Below are 13643 nucleotides of genomic sequence, written 5' to 3'. Positions count from 1 at the left end.
TAGTGGTTGTGTCGATGTGAAGTCTCTTGACATCAAGTATCTTGACGTCGAGTGGGATGCGGGTGAGTCTGGGTATCCGTCGAGTACGGCACTTCCCGGAGGACAGACCCATGCCCGCCGCCCCCACCTGGGACCCCGCCCAGTACCTGCGCCACGCCGGCCACCGCGCCCGCCCCTTCACCGACCTCCTGGCCCGCGTCCCGGACCTGCCCGGCGACCCGCCCCGCATCGCCGATCTCGGCTGCGGCCCCGGCAACGCCACCGCCCTGATCGCCGCCCGCTGGCCCACCGCCCGGATCACCGGCTACGACAACGCGCCCGAGATGCTCACCCGCGCCCGGGAACACGCCGGACCCACCCCCGGCGGAGGCCGGATCGGCTTCGCGCACGCCGACGTCCGCACCTGGACCCCGGACGCGCCCTGCGACCTGATCGTCAGCAACGCCACCCTCCAGTGGGTCCCCGGGCACGCCGGGCGCTTCGCGGAGTGGATCGCCTGCCTCGCCCCCGGCGGCACCCTCGCCTTCCAGGTGCCCGGCAACTTCGGCGCCCCCAGCCACCGCCTGATGCGCGACCTCGCCGCCTCCCCGCGGTGGCGGGACCGCCTGGCCGGCGTCCTGCGCCACGACGACGCCGTCCTCACGCCCGAGGCCTATCTCGCCCGCCTCACCGCCCTCGGCTGCGCCGCCGACGTGTGGGAGACGACGTACGTCCACCTGCTCCAGGGCGAGGACCCGGTCCTCGACTGGGTCATGGGCACCGGACTGCGGCCCGTGCTCGACGCCCTGGCCGCCGAGCCCGGCGCGCGGGAGGAGTTCCTCGCGGAGTACGGGGCCGCGCTGCGCGAGGCCTATCCGGCGGGGCCGTACGGGACGCCGTTCCCGTTCCGCCGGGTGTTCGCGGTGGCCCGCAAGGAGGGGTGAGGCCCGCCGGCGCCGCCGCACGGGGCGACGTCCGCCCCGGACCACGCACGCCCGCCGCGCGGCCCCGGACGCGCGGAGCGCCGGTCACCCGGGGGACGACCACCCGGGCCACCGGCGCTTCCGCACACGTGCGCGGCGCTTCGCGGCGCACGTCCGGTTCTCGCGGGGACTAGTTCTTGCGGTGACCTATCAGCCGGGGCTTCGGCTCCAGGCCGTCCAGGCCGTGCCACGCCAGGTTCACCAGGTGCGCGGCCACCTCCGCCTTCTTCGGCCTGCGGACGTCCAGCCACCACTGGCCGGTCAGCGCCACCATCCCCACCAGCGCCTGCGCGTACAGCGGGGCCAGCTTCGAGTCGAAGCCGCGGTTCTTGAACTCCCGGCCCAGGATGTCCTCCACCTGCGTGGCGATGTCCGAGATGAGGGAGGCGAAGGAGCCCGTCGACTGCGGGATGGGGGAGTCCCGGACCAGGATGCGGAACCCGTCCGTGTACTCCTCGATGTAGTCCAGCAGCGCGAACGCCGCCTGCTCGCACAGCTCACGCGGATGACCCGCCGTGAGCGAACTCGTCACCATGTCCAGCAGGCGCCGCATCTCGCGGTCCACGACGACCGCGTAGAGACCCTCCTTGCCGCCGAAGTGCTCGTACACCACCGGCTTGGACACCCCGGCCTTCGCCGCGATCTCCTCCACCGACGTGCCCTCGAAGCCCTTCGCGGCGAAGACGGTCCGACCGATCTCCAGCAACTGCTCGCGGCGCTCGGCCCCGGTCATCCGGGTGCGACGGGCCCGCCGCGGCTTGTCGTTGCTGGTATTGCTGGAGTCGGTCGCCACGGCGTCAATCATGCCGCTTCGGCGGTCGCCTTCCCTCGCCGGGAGCCGCCTTCCTCAACGTTGCGGCGTGAATCGATACGCGAGCGTGACGGCCACCTCACGTCGTACGCCCAGCCGAGCTTCTCGAACCAGGCGATCAGCCGCGCCGAGGAGTCCAGCTGCCCGCGCTCCACGCCGTGCCGCGCGGAGGTCGGGTCGGCGTGGTGCAGGTTGTGCCAGGACTCGCCGCACGACAGGATCGCCAGCCACCACACGTTGCCCGAGCGGTCACGCGACTTGAAGGGGCGCTTGCCGACCGCGTGGCAGATGGAGTTGATCGACCACGTCACGTGGTGCAGCAGGGCCACCCGGACGAGGGAGCCCCAGAAGAACGCCGTGAACGCGCCCCACCAGGACCACGTCACCAGACCGCCGATGACCGGCGGCAGCGCCAGCGACACCACCGTCCACAGCACGAACTGGCGGGAGATCACGCGCATCGCGGGGTCCTTCACCAGGTCCGGCGCGTACTTCTCCTGCGGGGTCTGCTCCTCGTCGAACAGCCAGCCGATGTGCGCCCACCACAGGCCCTTCATCAGCGCCGGCACCGTCTCGCCGAACCGCCACGGGGAGTGCGGGTCGCCCTCCGCGTCGGAGAACTTGTGGTGCTTGCGGTGGTCCGCCACCCAGCGGACCAGCGGGCCCTCGACGGCCATCGAACCGGCGATCGCCAGAGCGATCTTCAGCGGCCGCTTGGCCTTGAAGGAACCGTGCGTGAAGTGCCGGTGGAAACCGATCGTGATGCCGTGGCAGCCCAGGAAGTAGAAGAAGACCATCAGGCCGAGGTCCAGCCAGCTGACCCCCCAGCCCCAGGCCAGCGGCACCGCCGCGAGCAGTGCCAGGAACGGCACGACGATGAAGAGGAGCAGTGCGAGCTGCTCCACGGAGCGCTTGCGCTCACCACCGAGGGTGGCGGACTCAAGGGGTTTCCCGGGTGCTTCGGGGGCGTTGGGGATCACATCGGAACTGGTGGTCATGGGCATCCCTGTGGGGTTGTCGAAACGGGAGACTGGCGCCGGGCTCCCGGAACCGCGCCGTACTTCCTACGGTTCCGTAACCTACGGCGTCGTAAGTATGGCAGCGTGTCGCCCGGCGGCAAGGGCCCGTCGGCCGACGGGCCCGGTCGCGACCTATCCTTGGTGTCGGTCGGACAGCGCGGTCCGCTCTGAATTTTTCCCGGATGTCCGGCCCGTAAGCGGCACTCGCCGCGCGAGACGCCGTCCGGGTTCCCCTCCAGACGAGCTTCAACACTGCAAGGAGCCGCACCTGTGAGCAGTGCCGACGACCAGACTGAGTCCCGTGTCACCACCAGCAGCGAACTGCGCGCCGACATCCGCCGGCTGGGCGACCTCCTCGGTGAGACGCTCGTACGGCAGGAAGGCCCCGAGCTGCTGGACCTAGTCGAGAAGGTCCGCCGCCTCACCCGAGAGGACGGCGAGGCCGCCGCCGAGCTGCTGCGCGGCACCGAACTGGAGACCGCGGCCAAGCTGGTCCGCGCCTTCTCCACCTACTTCCACCTCGCCAACGTCACCGAGCAGGTCCACCGCGGACGCGAGCTGCGCGCCCGGCGCGCCGCCGAGGGCGGCCTGCTGTCCCGCACCGCCGACCGGCTCAAGGACGCCGACCCCGAGCACCTGCGCGCGACGGTGCGCAACCTCAACGTCCGCCCGGTGTTCACGGCCCACCCGACCGAGGCCGCCCGCCGGTCCGTGCTGAACAAGCTCCGGCGCATCGCCGCGCTCCTGGAGACCCCGGTCCTCGAATCCGACCGGCGCCGCCAGGACACCCGGCTGGCCGAGAACATCGACCTCGTCTGGCAGACCGACGAACTGCGCGTCGTGCGCCCCGAACCCGCCGACGAGGCCCGCAACGCCATCTACTACCTCGACGAGCTGCACGCCGGCGCCGTCGGCGACGTCCTGGAGGACCTCACCGCCGAACTCGAACGCGTCGGCGTCACCCTCCCGGACGACACCCGCCCGCTCACCTTCGGCACCTGGATCGGCGGCGACCGCGACGGCAACCCCAACGTGACCCCCCAGGTCACCTGGGACGTGCTGATCCTCCAGCACGAGCACGGCATCAACGACGCCCTCGACACCATCGACGAGCTGCGCGGCTTCCTGTCGAACTCCATCCGCTACGCCGGAGCCACCGAGGAACTCCTCGACTCCCTCAACGCCGACCTCGACCGGCTGCCCGAGATCAGCCCCCGCTACAAGCGGCTCAACGCCGAGGAGCCCTACCGGCTCAAGGCCACCTGCATCCGGCAGAAGCTGGAGAACACCAAGCTGCGCCTCGCCAAGGGCACCCCCCACGAGCCCGGCCGCGACTACCTCGGCACCAGCGAGCTGCTGGCCGACCTGCGCATCGTCCAGAACTCGCTGCGCGAGCACCGCGGCGGCCTCTTCGCCGACGGCCGTCTCGCCCGCACCATCCGCACCCTCGCCGCCTTCGGCCTCCAGCTCGCCACCATGGACGTACGCGAACACGCGGACGCCCACCACCACGCCCTCGGCCAGCTGTTCGACCGGCTCGGCGAGGAATCCTGGCGCTACGCCGACATGCCGCGCGAGTACCGCGCCCGGCTCCTCGCCAAGGAACTGCGCTCCCGGCGGCCCCTCGCCCCGACCCCCGCGCCCGTCGACGCCGCCGGCGAGAAGACCCTCGGCGTCTTCCAGACCGTCAAGCGCGCCCTGGAGGTCTTCGGACCCGAGGTCATCGAGTCGTACATCATCTCCATGTGCCAGGGCGCCGACGACGTGTTCGCCGCCGCCGTCCTCGCCCGCGAGGCCGGCCTCATCGACCTGCACGCCGGCTGGGCCAAGATCGGCATCGTGCCGCTGCTGGAGACCACCGACGAGCTGCGGGCCGCCGACAGGATCCTGGAGGACATGCTCTCCGACCCGTCCTACCGGCGCCTGGTCGCGCTGCGCGGCGACGTCCAAGAGGTCATGCTCGGCTACTCCGACTCCTCCAAGTTCGGCGGCATCACCACCTCCCAGTGGGAGATCCACCGCGCCCAGCGCCGGCTGCGCGACGTCGCCCACCGGTACGGCGTGCGGCTGCGCCTCTTCCACGGCCGCGGCGGCACCGTCGGCCGCGGCGGCGGCCCCTCCCACGACGCGATCCTCGCCCAGCCCTGGGGCACCCTGGAGGGCGAGATCAAGGTCACCGAGCAGGGCGAGGTCATCTCCGACAAGTACCTCGTCCCGTCCCTGGCCCGCGAGAACCTGGAACTGACCGTCGCGGCCACCCTGCAGGCCTCCGCCCTGCACACCGCGCCCCGCCAGTCCGTCGAGGCCCTCGCCCGCTGGGACGCCGCCATGGACGTCGTCTCCGACGCCGCCCACGCCGCCTACCGGCGTCTCGTGGAGGACCCCGACCTCCCGGCGTACTTCTTCGCCTCCACGCCCGTCGACCAGCTCGCCGACCTGCACCTCGGCTCCCGCCCCTCCCGGCGGCCCGACTCCGGTGCCGGACTGGACGGGCTGCGCGCCATCCCGTGGGTGTTCGGCTGGACCCAGTCCAGGCAGATCGTGCCCGGCTGGTTCGGCGTCGGCTCCGGCCTGAAGGCGCTGCGCGAGACGGGCCTCGACACCGTGCTCGACGAGATGCACGAGCAGTGGCACTTCTTCCGCAACTTCATCTCCAACGTCGAGATGACCCTCGCCAAGACCGACCTGAGAATCGCCCAGCACTACGTCGACACCCTCGTCCCGGACCACCTCCGGCACGTCTTCGACACCATCAGGGCCGAGCACGAACTCACCGTGCGGGAAGTCCTGCGCGTCACCGGCGAGCAGGAACTGCTGGACGCGGCCCCCGTCCTCAAGCAGACCTTCACCATCCGCGACGCCTACCTGGACCCGATCTCCTACCTCCAGGTCGCCCTGCTCAAGCGCCAGCGCGACGCCGCTGCCGCGGGGGAGGAGCCCGACCCGCTGCTCTCCCGCGCCCTGCTGCTGACCGTCAACGGCGTGGCGGCCGGCCTGCGCAACACCGGCTGACCGGGCCCACGACACGGCGGTGCCCCCGAGCCGGTACGAGGCTCGGGGGCACCGCCGTGTCAGTGAGGACCCGGGGTCACGCCTTGCGGCGCCGCACCACCAGGTAGCCGCCCGCCGCGAGCAGTGCCGCGGCCACACCCGACAGCAGGCCCACCGGAGCACCGCTGCCCGTCTCGGCCAGGTCACCGCCGTCGCCCTGCACCGACGGGGACGACGAGGGGGTGGCCGCGCCGGTACCGGACGGCTCCGGGGACGCGGACGACCCAGCGGACGGCGCCACCGAAGCCGACGCAGAGGCCGAGACGGAGGCAGAGGCCGAGACGGAGGCCGAGACAGAGGCCGACGGCGACGCGCCGCCGCCCTCCCCCTCGTCCTCGCAGTCCGACCAGAACACCTTGTGCTTCGCCGACCCGTTCTCGCCGTCGAAGTTCCAGAACAGCTTGTAGTGCCCGTCCGGCAGCGACAGATCCTCGGTACGGCCGTGACCCGAGCCGTCCAGCGCGATCTCGCCGGACTTCACCGTCTCGCCCTTGACGCCGGCCGTCGGCGCCCAGGACTCGATGTGCCAGTCCACCCGCTGACCGGCGTCGAAACCGAAGGCGTCCAGGTAGAACTCGCACACGTGTGGCTCGTTGCGGCGGAGTTCCTCGCCGGTCGAGGCATCGTGGATCTTGACCGTGCCGTTGTCCCCGGGAGCGGTCGCATGGGCGACCGGAGCGGCGAACAGGGCGGCCGAACACGCGGCGGCGAGTACGCCGGCGCGAGGGAGGGTACGCATGAGGCAGTCCGTCTTCGAAGGTTGCGGCGGAAGGAACGTGTGGAGGGGGCGGCTCAGCATCCTTCCGGAACCCGCGCCGGGTCAATCACGAAGACGCAACATCCCCTTGCTCCACACACGTGCAGAAGCACGTGATCACGCGTGAAGACGCCGCCGCACCGCGCCGCAACCCCGCGCATTCCCGCGCACCACGCTCACACCGCCACGAAGGCCGCAGTGAGCAGCGCGATCCCGGATCCCGCCAGCACCCACGCCGCCCGCGTCCGCCGGAGCCCGCCGGCCACCACCACCGACGCCAGCAGCAGCGCACCGCCCAGCGGCACCCACGCGTACAGCACACCGGCCGGACCCGAGCGCACCACGTCGTCACTGCCCGGCTTCACGATCACCGTGTACGTCCGCCCCGCCCGCACCGCCACCGTCTTCTCCAGGACGACCCTCTCCCGCGGCTGCGCACCCGGCGACAGCGGCGAGAACGGCCCCGTGCACGACCGGGCGCCGCACCGCGCCACCTCGACCGTGCCCCGCTCCCGGCCCTTGGTCAGCATCACGTGCTGCGCCGTGCCCCAGGACGCCCACACGCCCGCGATCAGGATCAGCACGGCGACCGTGCCCATCAGCGCGACGCGGCCGAACCGCAGCGCCATGGACGCAGCCGGGGAGGAGGAAACCGCAGAAGGCATGGCCGCGATCCTTGGCCATGCCTGCACGCGCGGTCAACCCGGTGGGGGACATGTCAGGAGTTGTACGTCCCCTGCGCCCGCTCCAGACCGTCGATCACCAGCGACTCCACCGCGTCCGCCGCCCGGTCCACGAAGTAGTCCAGCTCCTTGCGCTCCGCAGACGAGAAGTCCTTCAGCACGAAATCGGCCACCGGCATCCGCCCCGGCGGCCGTCCGATGCCGAACCGCACCCGGTGATACTCCGGCCCCATCGCCTTCGTGATCGACTTCAGGCCGTTGTGCCCGTTGTCGCCACCGCCCAGCTTCAGCCGCAGCGTCCCGTAGTCGATGTCCAGCTCGTCGTGGACCGCCACCACCTGCGCGAGCGGCACCTTGTAGAAGTCCCGCAGCGCGTTCACCGGCCCGCCCGACAGATTCATGTACGACATCGGCTTCGCCACGATCACCCGCCGGCTGCCGGGACCCGGCGGACCGATCCGGCCCTCCACGACCTGCGCCTGCGCCTTCCCGGCCCGCTTGAACCTCCCCCCGACCCGCTCCGCCAGCAGATCGGCCACCATGAAGCCCACGTTGTGCCGGTTGCGCGCGTACTCGGGCCCGGGATTGCCCAGCCCCACGATCAGCCAGGGCGTACCGGCGTCGGTCGTCACGTCCATGTCTCCTCGATACGCGCCGGCCGCTGCCCCCCCAGGGAACAGCGGCCGGCCAACGACGACTGGGAAAGGGAGGGATCAGCCCTCCGCGCCCTCGGCGTCCTCGGTCTCCTCGCCCTCCGGGGCCTCCTCGGCCTGCGCCGCGAGCACCTGCAGGACCACCGCGTCCTCGTCCACGTTCAGCGTGACACCGGACGGCAGCGCGATGTCCTTGGCGACGACCGAGTCACCGGCCGCCAGGCCCTCCACGGACACGGAGACCTGCTCCGGGATGTGCGTGGCCTCGGCGGTCACCGGCAGCGCGTCCAGGACGTGCTCCAGCAGGTAGCCGCCCGGGGCCAGCTCGCCCGTGGTGTGCACCGGGATCTCCACCGTGACCTGCTCGCCGCGCGTCACCAGCTGGAGGTCCACGTGCTCCAGGAAGCCCTTGATCGGGTCGCGCTGCACCGACTTCGGGATCGCCAGCTCGGTCGACTCGCCGTCGATGTCCAGCGAGATGAGTACGTTCGGCGTACGCAGCGCCAGCAGCAGGTCGTGGCCCGGCAGCGTCAGGTGGATCGGGTCCGAACCGTGGCCGTACAGCACACCCGGAACCTTGTTGTCACGACGGATACGACGCGCGGCACCCTTGCCGAACTCGCTGCGCGTCTCGGCGGCGATCTTCACCTCGGACATGATCACTCCTCGAAGTCAGAAACGGACGTGGTCACCCGGCCACGAACGGCCTGCTACGAAGAGCGCGTCGATAACGGACAGCCGTACAAGCCCCACACGAAGCGGTACGGCCTCCCTCGCCGAGCAACTTCAGCAGTCTACTCGGCAAGACAGGCCGCACCCAAAACGATCACCGGGGGACGCCGGGAGACCCCAGCAGAACCCTTACTGCTCGTCGAACAGGCTCGTCACCGAACCGTCCTCGAACACCTCACGCACCGCACTCGCGATCGTCGGCGCGATCGACAGCACCGTGATCTTGTCCAGATCCCGGCGCAGCTCACCCGGCGTCGGCAGCGTGTCCGTGAACACGAACTCACTCACCCGCGAGTTCTTCAGCCGGTCCGCCGCCGGACCCGACAGCACACCGTGCGTCGCCGTCACGATGACATCCTCCGCACCGTGCGCGAACAGCGCGTCCGCCGCGGCGCAGATCGTGCCACCCGTGTCGATCATGTCGTCGACCAGGACACACACCCGGCCCTCGACCTCGCCCACCACCTCGTGGACGGTCACCTGGTTCGCCACGTCCTTGTCACGCCGCTTGTGCACGATCGCCAGCGGCGCACCCAGCCGGTCGCACCAGCGGTCCGCCACCCGCACCCGGCCGGCGTCCGGCGAGACGACCGTCAGCTTCTTGCGGTCCACCTTCTTGCCCACGTAGTCGGCGAGCAGCGGAAGCGCGAACAGGTGATCCACCGGGCCGTCGAAGAAGCCCTGGATCTGGTCCGTGTGCAGGTCCACCGTCAGGATCCGGTGCGCACCCGCCGACTTCATCATGTCCGCGATCAGACGCGCCGAGATCGGTTCACGTCCCCGGTGCTTCTTGTCCTGCCGCGCGTAACCGTAGAACGGCACGATGACCGTGATGGAGCGGGCCGACGCCCGCTTCAGGGCGTCGATCATGATCAACTGCTCCATGATCCACTTGTTGATCGGAGCCGTGTGGCTCTGGATCAGGAAACAGTCCGCCCCCCGGGCCGACTCCTCATAACGCACATAGATCTCACCGTTCGCGAAGTCGAAGGCCTTCGTCGGAACGACCCCGACACCCAGCTCGTGGGCGACCTCCTCGGCAAGCTCGGGGTGGGCGCGGCCGGAGAAGAACATCAACTTCTTCTCGCCGGTCGTCTTGATCCCGGTCACAGCACTTTCTCCTCAGAGGTGTTCACAGCCGAGAGAACAGACCTCGCCGCTGGGCGCGAGAGGACGTCTCGGCAGGTGGGTGCGGGTGTGCACCTATCACGGTACGCCGTATTCGAAGCAACATTTTCCGGTCAGTCTGCGCTGCCCGCCTCCCGGGAAGCCGCCTCGGCCGCCTTCGCCGCGGCGCTCCCCGGACGCTTCCGGGCCACCCAGCCCTCGATATTCCGCTGCTGGCCACGGGCCACGGCCAGCGAACCGGGCGGCACATCCTTGGTGATCACCGAGCCCGCCGCGGTGTACGCGCCGTCCCCCACCGTGACAGGAGCCACAAACATGTTGTCCGAGCCCGTACGGCAGTGCGAACCCACCGTCGTGTGGTGTTTGTCCTGTCCGTCATAGTTCACGAAGACACTCGCGGCACCGATGTTGGTGTACTCACCGATCGTCGCGTCACCCACGTACGACAGGTGCGGAACCTTCGTCCCCTCACCGATCGACGCGTTCTTCGTCTCCACGTACGTGCCGATCTTGCCCTTCGCACCCAGCCGTGTCCCCGGCCGCAGATACGCGAACGGGCCCACCGACGACTCCGGACCCACCTCGGCCCCCGCCGACACCGTGTTGTCCACCCGCGCACCCGCACCCACCCGGGTGTCCGTCAGCCGCGAATTCGGCCCGACCTCGCACCCCTGCGCCAGATGCGTCGCACCGAGCAGCTGCGTACCCGGAAGAACCGTCACGTCCTGCTCGAACGTCACCGTCACGTCCACCCACGTGGTCGCCGGATCCACCACCGTCACCCCGGCCAGCATCGCCCGCGTCAGCAACCGGTCGTTCAGGATCCGGCGCGCCTCGGCCAGCTGCACGCGGTTGTTGATGCCCGCGATCTCCCGGTGGTCCGCCGCCACCGACGCACCCACCCGGTGCCCCGCCTCGCGCAGGATCCCGAGCACGTCCGTCAGATACTCCTCACCCTGGCTGTTGTCCGTGCGGACCTTCTTCAGCGCGTCCGCCAGCAGCGCGCCGTCGAACGCGAACACCCCCGAGTTGATCTCCCGGATCGCGCGCTGCGCCGCGTCGGCGTCCTTGTGCTCCACGATCGCCGTCACCGCGCCCGAGCCGTCCCGCACGATCCGGCCGTACCCCGTCGCGTCCGGGACCTCGGCCGTCAGCACCGTCACGGCGTTGCCGTCGGTGGAGTGCGTCGCGGACAGCGCCCGCAGCGTCTCGCCCGTCAGCAGCGGAGTGTCCCCGCACACCACGACGACCGTGCCGTCGACCGAGCCGCCCAGCTCCTCCAGCGCCATCCGGACGGCGTGCCCCGTGCCGTTCTGCTCCGCCTGGACGGCGGTGCGCACGGCGGCGTCGGCCCGCGCGAGGTGGGCGGTCACCTGCTCGCGCGCGTGGCCCACCACGACGACCAGTTCCCGCGGGTCCAACTCCCGGGCGGCGGCCAGTACATGGCCCACCAGGGAACGGCCACAGATCTCGTGCAGGACCTTCGGTGTGGCCGACTTCATACGGGTGCCCTCACCCGCTGCGAGAACGACGACGGCTGCCGGGCGGTTGGCGCTCACGGGATGCCCTTCGGCTGTGGGGTGGGGTTGGACATCCGCAGGATACCGGGGTGAATTCCGGGGGACATGAGTGCGGGCCCTGCCGGGACTGTCGCCGGTCGGGCCCGAAGGGGAGGTGGAGGGGCGGTGGCTCCCCCGCAAGGATTCGAACCTTGTCCTGCTGGTACCAAAAACCAGTGTGCTGCCAGTTACACCACGGGGGACAGCGCCTCAGACCTTACCGGAGACGTGCCGGCGCGTGGGCCACGATGCCGCTCCACGGGCCCCCGCACATCGCGGCGTGGTGCTTCCGGTCCGTCGCTGTGTGTGGTGGCTGGACGGTGGGGGAAACTCGACGGAAAACGCGGCACCCCCGCCCGTAGGCTGGAGGCATGACCGCGACGGGGGAAGACCATGTGACGGCCCGGGGAGGGCCGTTGTGGTGGGCGAGGTGGCGCGGGGCGCTGCTCGACATCGGGCTGGCCACGGTGTCCTCGGTGGAGTGTGCCGTGGAGGGCGTCCCGTTCGCGCGGGACGCGGGGATTCCGGTCGGTGTGGGGCTGGCGTTCGGGCTGCTGGCCGGTTCGGTGCTGCTGGTGCGGCGCAAGTGGCCGATCGCCGTGGTGCTGATGGCCATCGCCATCACGCCGGCCCAGATGGGCTTCCTGATGGGCGTCGTCGGTCTGTACACGCTGTCCGCGTCGGAACTGCCCCGCCGCATCATCGCCTCGCTCGCCGGGATGTCCCTGGTGGGCACGCTGATCGTGACGTTCGTGCGGGTGCAGCAGAGCATGGCGCGGGGCGAGTGGACGCTGGGCGACTGGTTCGTCCCGTTCGCCGCGATCGCCACGTCGCTCGGTGTGACGGCGCCGCCGGTGCTGCTGGGGCTGTACGTCGGGGCGCGGCGCCGGCTGATGGAGAGCCTGCGGGAGCGTGCGGACAGTCTGGAGCGGGAGCTTCAGCTGCTCGCGGAGCGTGCGGAGGAGCGGGCCGAGTGGGCGCGCAACGAGGAGCGGACCCGGATCGCGCGGGAGATGCACGACGTGGTCGCGCACCGGGTGAGCCTGATGGTGGTGCATGCGGCAGCGCTGCAGGCGGTGGCCCGCAAGGACCCGGAGAAGGCCGTACGGAACGCCGCGCTGGTGGGGGACATGGGGCGGCAGGCGCTGACCGAGCTGCGGGAGATGCTCGGGGTGCTGCGCAGTGGTGAGGAGGCGGCGCGGCAGGAGCGGGTGAGACCGGCGCCCGCGGCTCCGCTGGCGGCGGTGGGGGCGGCAGCCGCGGCGGCTGCTTCGCGGGCGGTGGGCGCGGCGGGAGCGGCGGAGGGGCCGTGTCTGTCGGAGCTGGAGGAGCTGGTCGGGCAGTCCGCGGCGGCGGGGATGGTGGTGGACCTGTCGGTGGAGGGGGAGGCGCGGTCGTACGCGCCGGAGGTCGAGCAGACCGCGTACCGGGTGGTGCAGGAGGCGCTGACCAACGTCCACAAGCACGCGGCGGGCGCGAAGACGTACGTACGGCTGGCGCACCGGGTGTCGGAGATCGCGATGCAGGTGGAGAACGAGCCGCCGCCGGAGGTGTCGTCGGCGTCGTCGGCGCGCCTGCCCTCGGGTGGCAACGGCCTGGTGGGGATGAAGGAGCGGGTCTCGGCGCTGGGCGGGGTGTTCGTGTCCGGGCCGACGGACGCGGGGGGTTTCCGGGTGTCGGCGGTGATTCCGGCGTCGTAGACCGGCGGGTGGGGTCAGCCCGTGGTGAGGCGTACCGGTTCCGTGCCGGTGACCAGGGCGGTGAGGGCCTGGTCGATGGTGGCGCCGAGGTACCAGTCGCCGGTGTGGTCGAGGGCGTAGACGCGGCCTTCGGTGTCGATGGCGAGGAGGGCCCGGCTGTCGGTTTCGGCGCCGAGGGGGCAGACCTCGGTGCCGAGGGCGCGGCCGAGGTCGCCGAGGGTGCGGGCCATGTGGAGGCCGTGCAGGGGGTCGACGTGGAGGGCCGTGGGGGCGATCCGGCGGCCGGGTCCGGCCGGGGTGACGCGGAGTGTGCCGAATTCCGCCCAGGCCTCGACGGCGGCGGGGAAGACGCTGTGGCGGTGTCCGCCGGGTGAGGTGTGGTCGCGCAGGGTGTCGGCCCAGATCTCGGCCTGCTTGATGTCCCAGCGGCCCGGTTGCCAGCCGGCGGCGCGCAGGGCGGCGTCGACGGGCACGGGGAAGCGGGTGGTGGAGGTGCGGTCGGTGTGCATCTGCCCTTCGTTCGTCGAGGTCGTGGCTCGGGGCGGTGCCCCGGTGCTTCGGTGTGGCCGGTGGCGGTCGCGTGCGGCT

Annotated in this window: 12 protein-coding genes and 1 tRNA gene; 3 read left to right on the top strand and 10 right to left on the bottom strand. The window is 71.1% G+C overall.

Features of this window, described 5'->3' with window-relative positions; translation table 11 throughout:
• The first annotated feature begins 110 nt into the window (after positions 1–110).
• Positions 111–923, top strand: a complete 813-nt coding sequence (locus tag AB0M97_RS08680; RefSeq protein ID WP_365960013.1) for a trans-aconitate 2-methyltransferase — start codon at positions 111–113, stop codon at positions 921–923.
• 169 nt (positions 924–1092) lie between these two features.
• Here the strand turns inward: AB0M97_RS08680 and AB0M97_RS08675 are convergent, their stop codons facing one another.
• Positions 1093–1767 (bottom strand): TetR/AcrR family transcriptional regulator, encoded by a 675-nt coding sequence (locus tag AB0M97_RS08675; protein ID WP_365960012.1) that lies wholly within the window; start codon positions 1765–1767, stop codon positions 1093–1095.
• Positions 1764–2771, bottom strand: coding sequence for an acyl-CoA desaturase (locus AB0M97_RS08670; protein WP_365960011.1), 1008 nt, complete (start codon positions 2769–2771; stop codon positions 1764–1766). The genes AB0M97_RS08675 and AB0M97_RS08670 overlap by 4 nt, the downstream gene beginning before the upstream one ends.
• A gap of 291 nt (positions 2772–3062) precedes the next feature.
• On the opposite strand from AB0M97_RS08670, the gene ppc reads away from it, so the two are divergent.
• Positions 3063–5804 carry a phosphoenolpyruvate carboxylase gene (gene ppc / locus AB0M97_RS08665; RefSeq protein ID WP_365960010.1) on the top strand — a complete coding sequence of 914 codons (2742 nt, stop codon included), beginning with the start codon at positions 3063–3065 and terminating at the stop codon, positions 5802–5804.
• Positions 5805–5880: 76 nt separating this feature from the next.
• On the opposite strand, the gene AB0M97_RS08660 is transcribed toward ppc, so the two are convergent.
• The 7 genes from AB0M97_RS08660 to AB0M97_RS08630 all read right to left on the bottom strand — a co-directional run bounded on the left by AB0M97_RS08660 (position 5881) and on the right by AB0M97_RS08630 (position 11558).
• The gene (locus tag AB0M97_RS08660) at positions 5881–6582 is read right to left on the bottom strand and encodes an LPXTG cell wall anchor domain-containing protein (RefSeq protein ID WP_365960009.1); all 702 of its coding nucleotides are present in this window, start codon (positions 6580–6582) and stop codon (positions 5881–5883) included.
• A gap of 194 nt (positions 6583–6776) precedes the next feature.
• Positions 6777–7265 carry a hypothetical protein gene (locus AB0M97_RS08655; RefSeq protein ID WP_365960008.1) on the bottom strand — a complete coding sequence of 163 codons (489 nt, stop codon included), beginning with the start codon at positions 7263–7265 and terminating at the stop codon, positions 6777–6779.
• A gap of 53 nt (positions 7266–7318) precedes the next feature.
• On the bottom strand, positions 7319–7921 hold the full coding sequence (pth, locus tag AB0M97_RS08650) for an aminoacyl-tRNA hydrolase (RefSeq protein ID WP_365960007.1): 603 nt from the start codon (positions 7919–7921) through the stop codon (positions 7319–7321).
• Positions 7922–7996: 75 nt separating this feature from the next.
• Entirely contained in the window at positions 7997–8593 is a 597-nt protein-coding gene (locus AB0M97_RS08645) for a 50S ribosomal protein L25/general stress protein Ctc (protein WP_365960006.1), read from the bottom strand.
• A gap of 204 nt (positions 8594–8797) precedes the next feature.
• Complete coding sequence (locus AB0M97_RS08640; RefSeq protein WP_365960005.1) at positions 8798–9778, bottom strand: ribose-phosphate diphosphokinase; 981 nt, start codon at positions 9776–9778, stop codon at positions 8798–8800.
• Positions 9779–9909: 131 nt separating this feature from the next.
• Complete coding sequence (gene glmU / locus AB0M97_RS08635; protein WP_365960004.1) at positions 9910–11355, bottom strand: bifunctional UDP-N-acetylglucosamine diphosphorylase/glucosamine-1-phosphate N-acetyltransferase GlmU; 1446 nt, start codon at positions 11353–11355, stop codon at positions 9910–9912.
• Positions 11356–11482: 127 nt separating this feature from the next.
• A tRNA-Gln gene (locus AB0M97_RS08630) sits at positions 11483–11558 on the bottom strand.
• Between the two features lie 168 nt (positions 11559–11726).
• On the opposite strand from AB0M97_RS08630, the gene AB0M97_RS08625 reads away from it, so the two are divergent.
• A complete protein-coding gene (locus AB0M97_RS08625) occupies positions 11727–13055 on the top strand; it encodes a histidine kinase (RefSeq protein WP_365960003.1) in 1329 nt (442 codons plus the stop codon).
• A 14-nt stretch (positions 13056–13069) separates the two neighbouring features.
• Here the strand turns inward: AB0M97_RS08625 and AB0M97_RS08620 are convergent, their stop codons facing one another.
• A complete protein-coding gene (locus AB0M97_RS08620) occupies positions 13070–13564 on the bottom strand; it encodes an SUKH-3 domain-containing protein (RefSeq protein ID WP_365960002.1) in 495 nt (164 codons plus the stop codon).
• Positions 13565–13643 lie beyond the last annotated feature (79 nt).

It is taken from the genome of Streptomyces sp. NPDC051207 (genome assembly GCF_040682395.1).
GTDB lineage: Bacteria > Actinomycetota > Actinomycetes > Streptomycetales > Streptomycetaceae > Streptomyces.
Note: the sequence above shows the minus strand (reverse complement) of the source record. Positions and strands in the feature narration are given on the sequence as shown.

What these genes read in the sequence shown, in the direction of transcription:
- AB0M97_RS08625 (WP_365960003.1), top strand. Translation starts at nt 11,727, where the DNA reads ATGACCGCGACGGGGGAAGACCATGTGACGGCCCGGGGAGGGCCGTTG.
- AB0M97_RS08675 (WP_365960012.1), bottom strand. Translation starts at nt 1,767, where the DNA reads ATGATTGACGCCGTGGCGACCGACTCCAGCAATACCAGCAACGACAAG.
- AB0M97_RS08620 (WP_365960002.1), bottom strand. Translation starts at nt 13,564, where the DNA reads ATGCACACCGACCGCACCTCCACCACCCGCTTCCCCGTGCCCGTCGAC.
- AB0M97_RS08655 (WP_365960008.1), bottom strand. Translation starts at nt 7,265, where the DNA reads ATGCCTTCTGCGGTTTCCTCCTCCCCGGCTGCGTCCATGGCGCTGCGG.
- AB0M97_RS08645 (WP_365960006.1), bottom strand. Translation starts at nt 8,593, where the DNA reads ATGTCCGAGGTGAAGATCGCCGCCGAGACGCGCAGCGAGTTCGGCAAG.
- AB0M97_RS08660 (WP_365960009.1), bottom strand. Translation starts at nt 6,582, where the DNA reads ATGCGTACCCTCCCTCGCGCCGGCGTACTCGCCGCCGCGTGTTCGGCC.
- AB0M97_RS08680 (WP_365960013.1), top strand. Translation starts at nt 111, where the DNA reads ATGCCCGCCGCCCCCACCTGGGACCCCGCCCAGTACCTGCGCCACGCC.
- AB0M97_RS08670 (WP_365960011.1), bottom strand. Translation starts at nt 2,771, where the DNA reads ATGACCACCAGTTCCGATGTGATCCCCAACGCCCCCGAAGCACCCGGG.
- pth (WP_365960007.1), bottom strand. Translation starts at nt 7,921, where the DNA reads ATGGACGTGACGACCGACGCCGGTACGCCCTGGCTGATCGTGGGGCTG.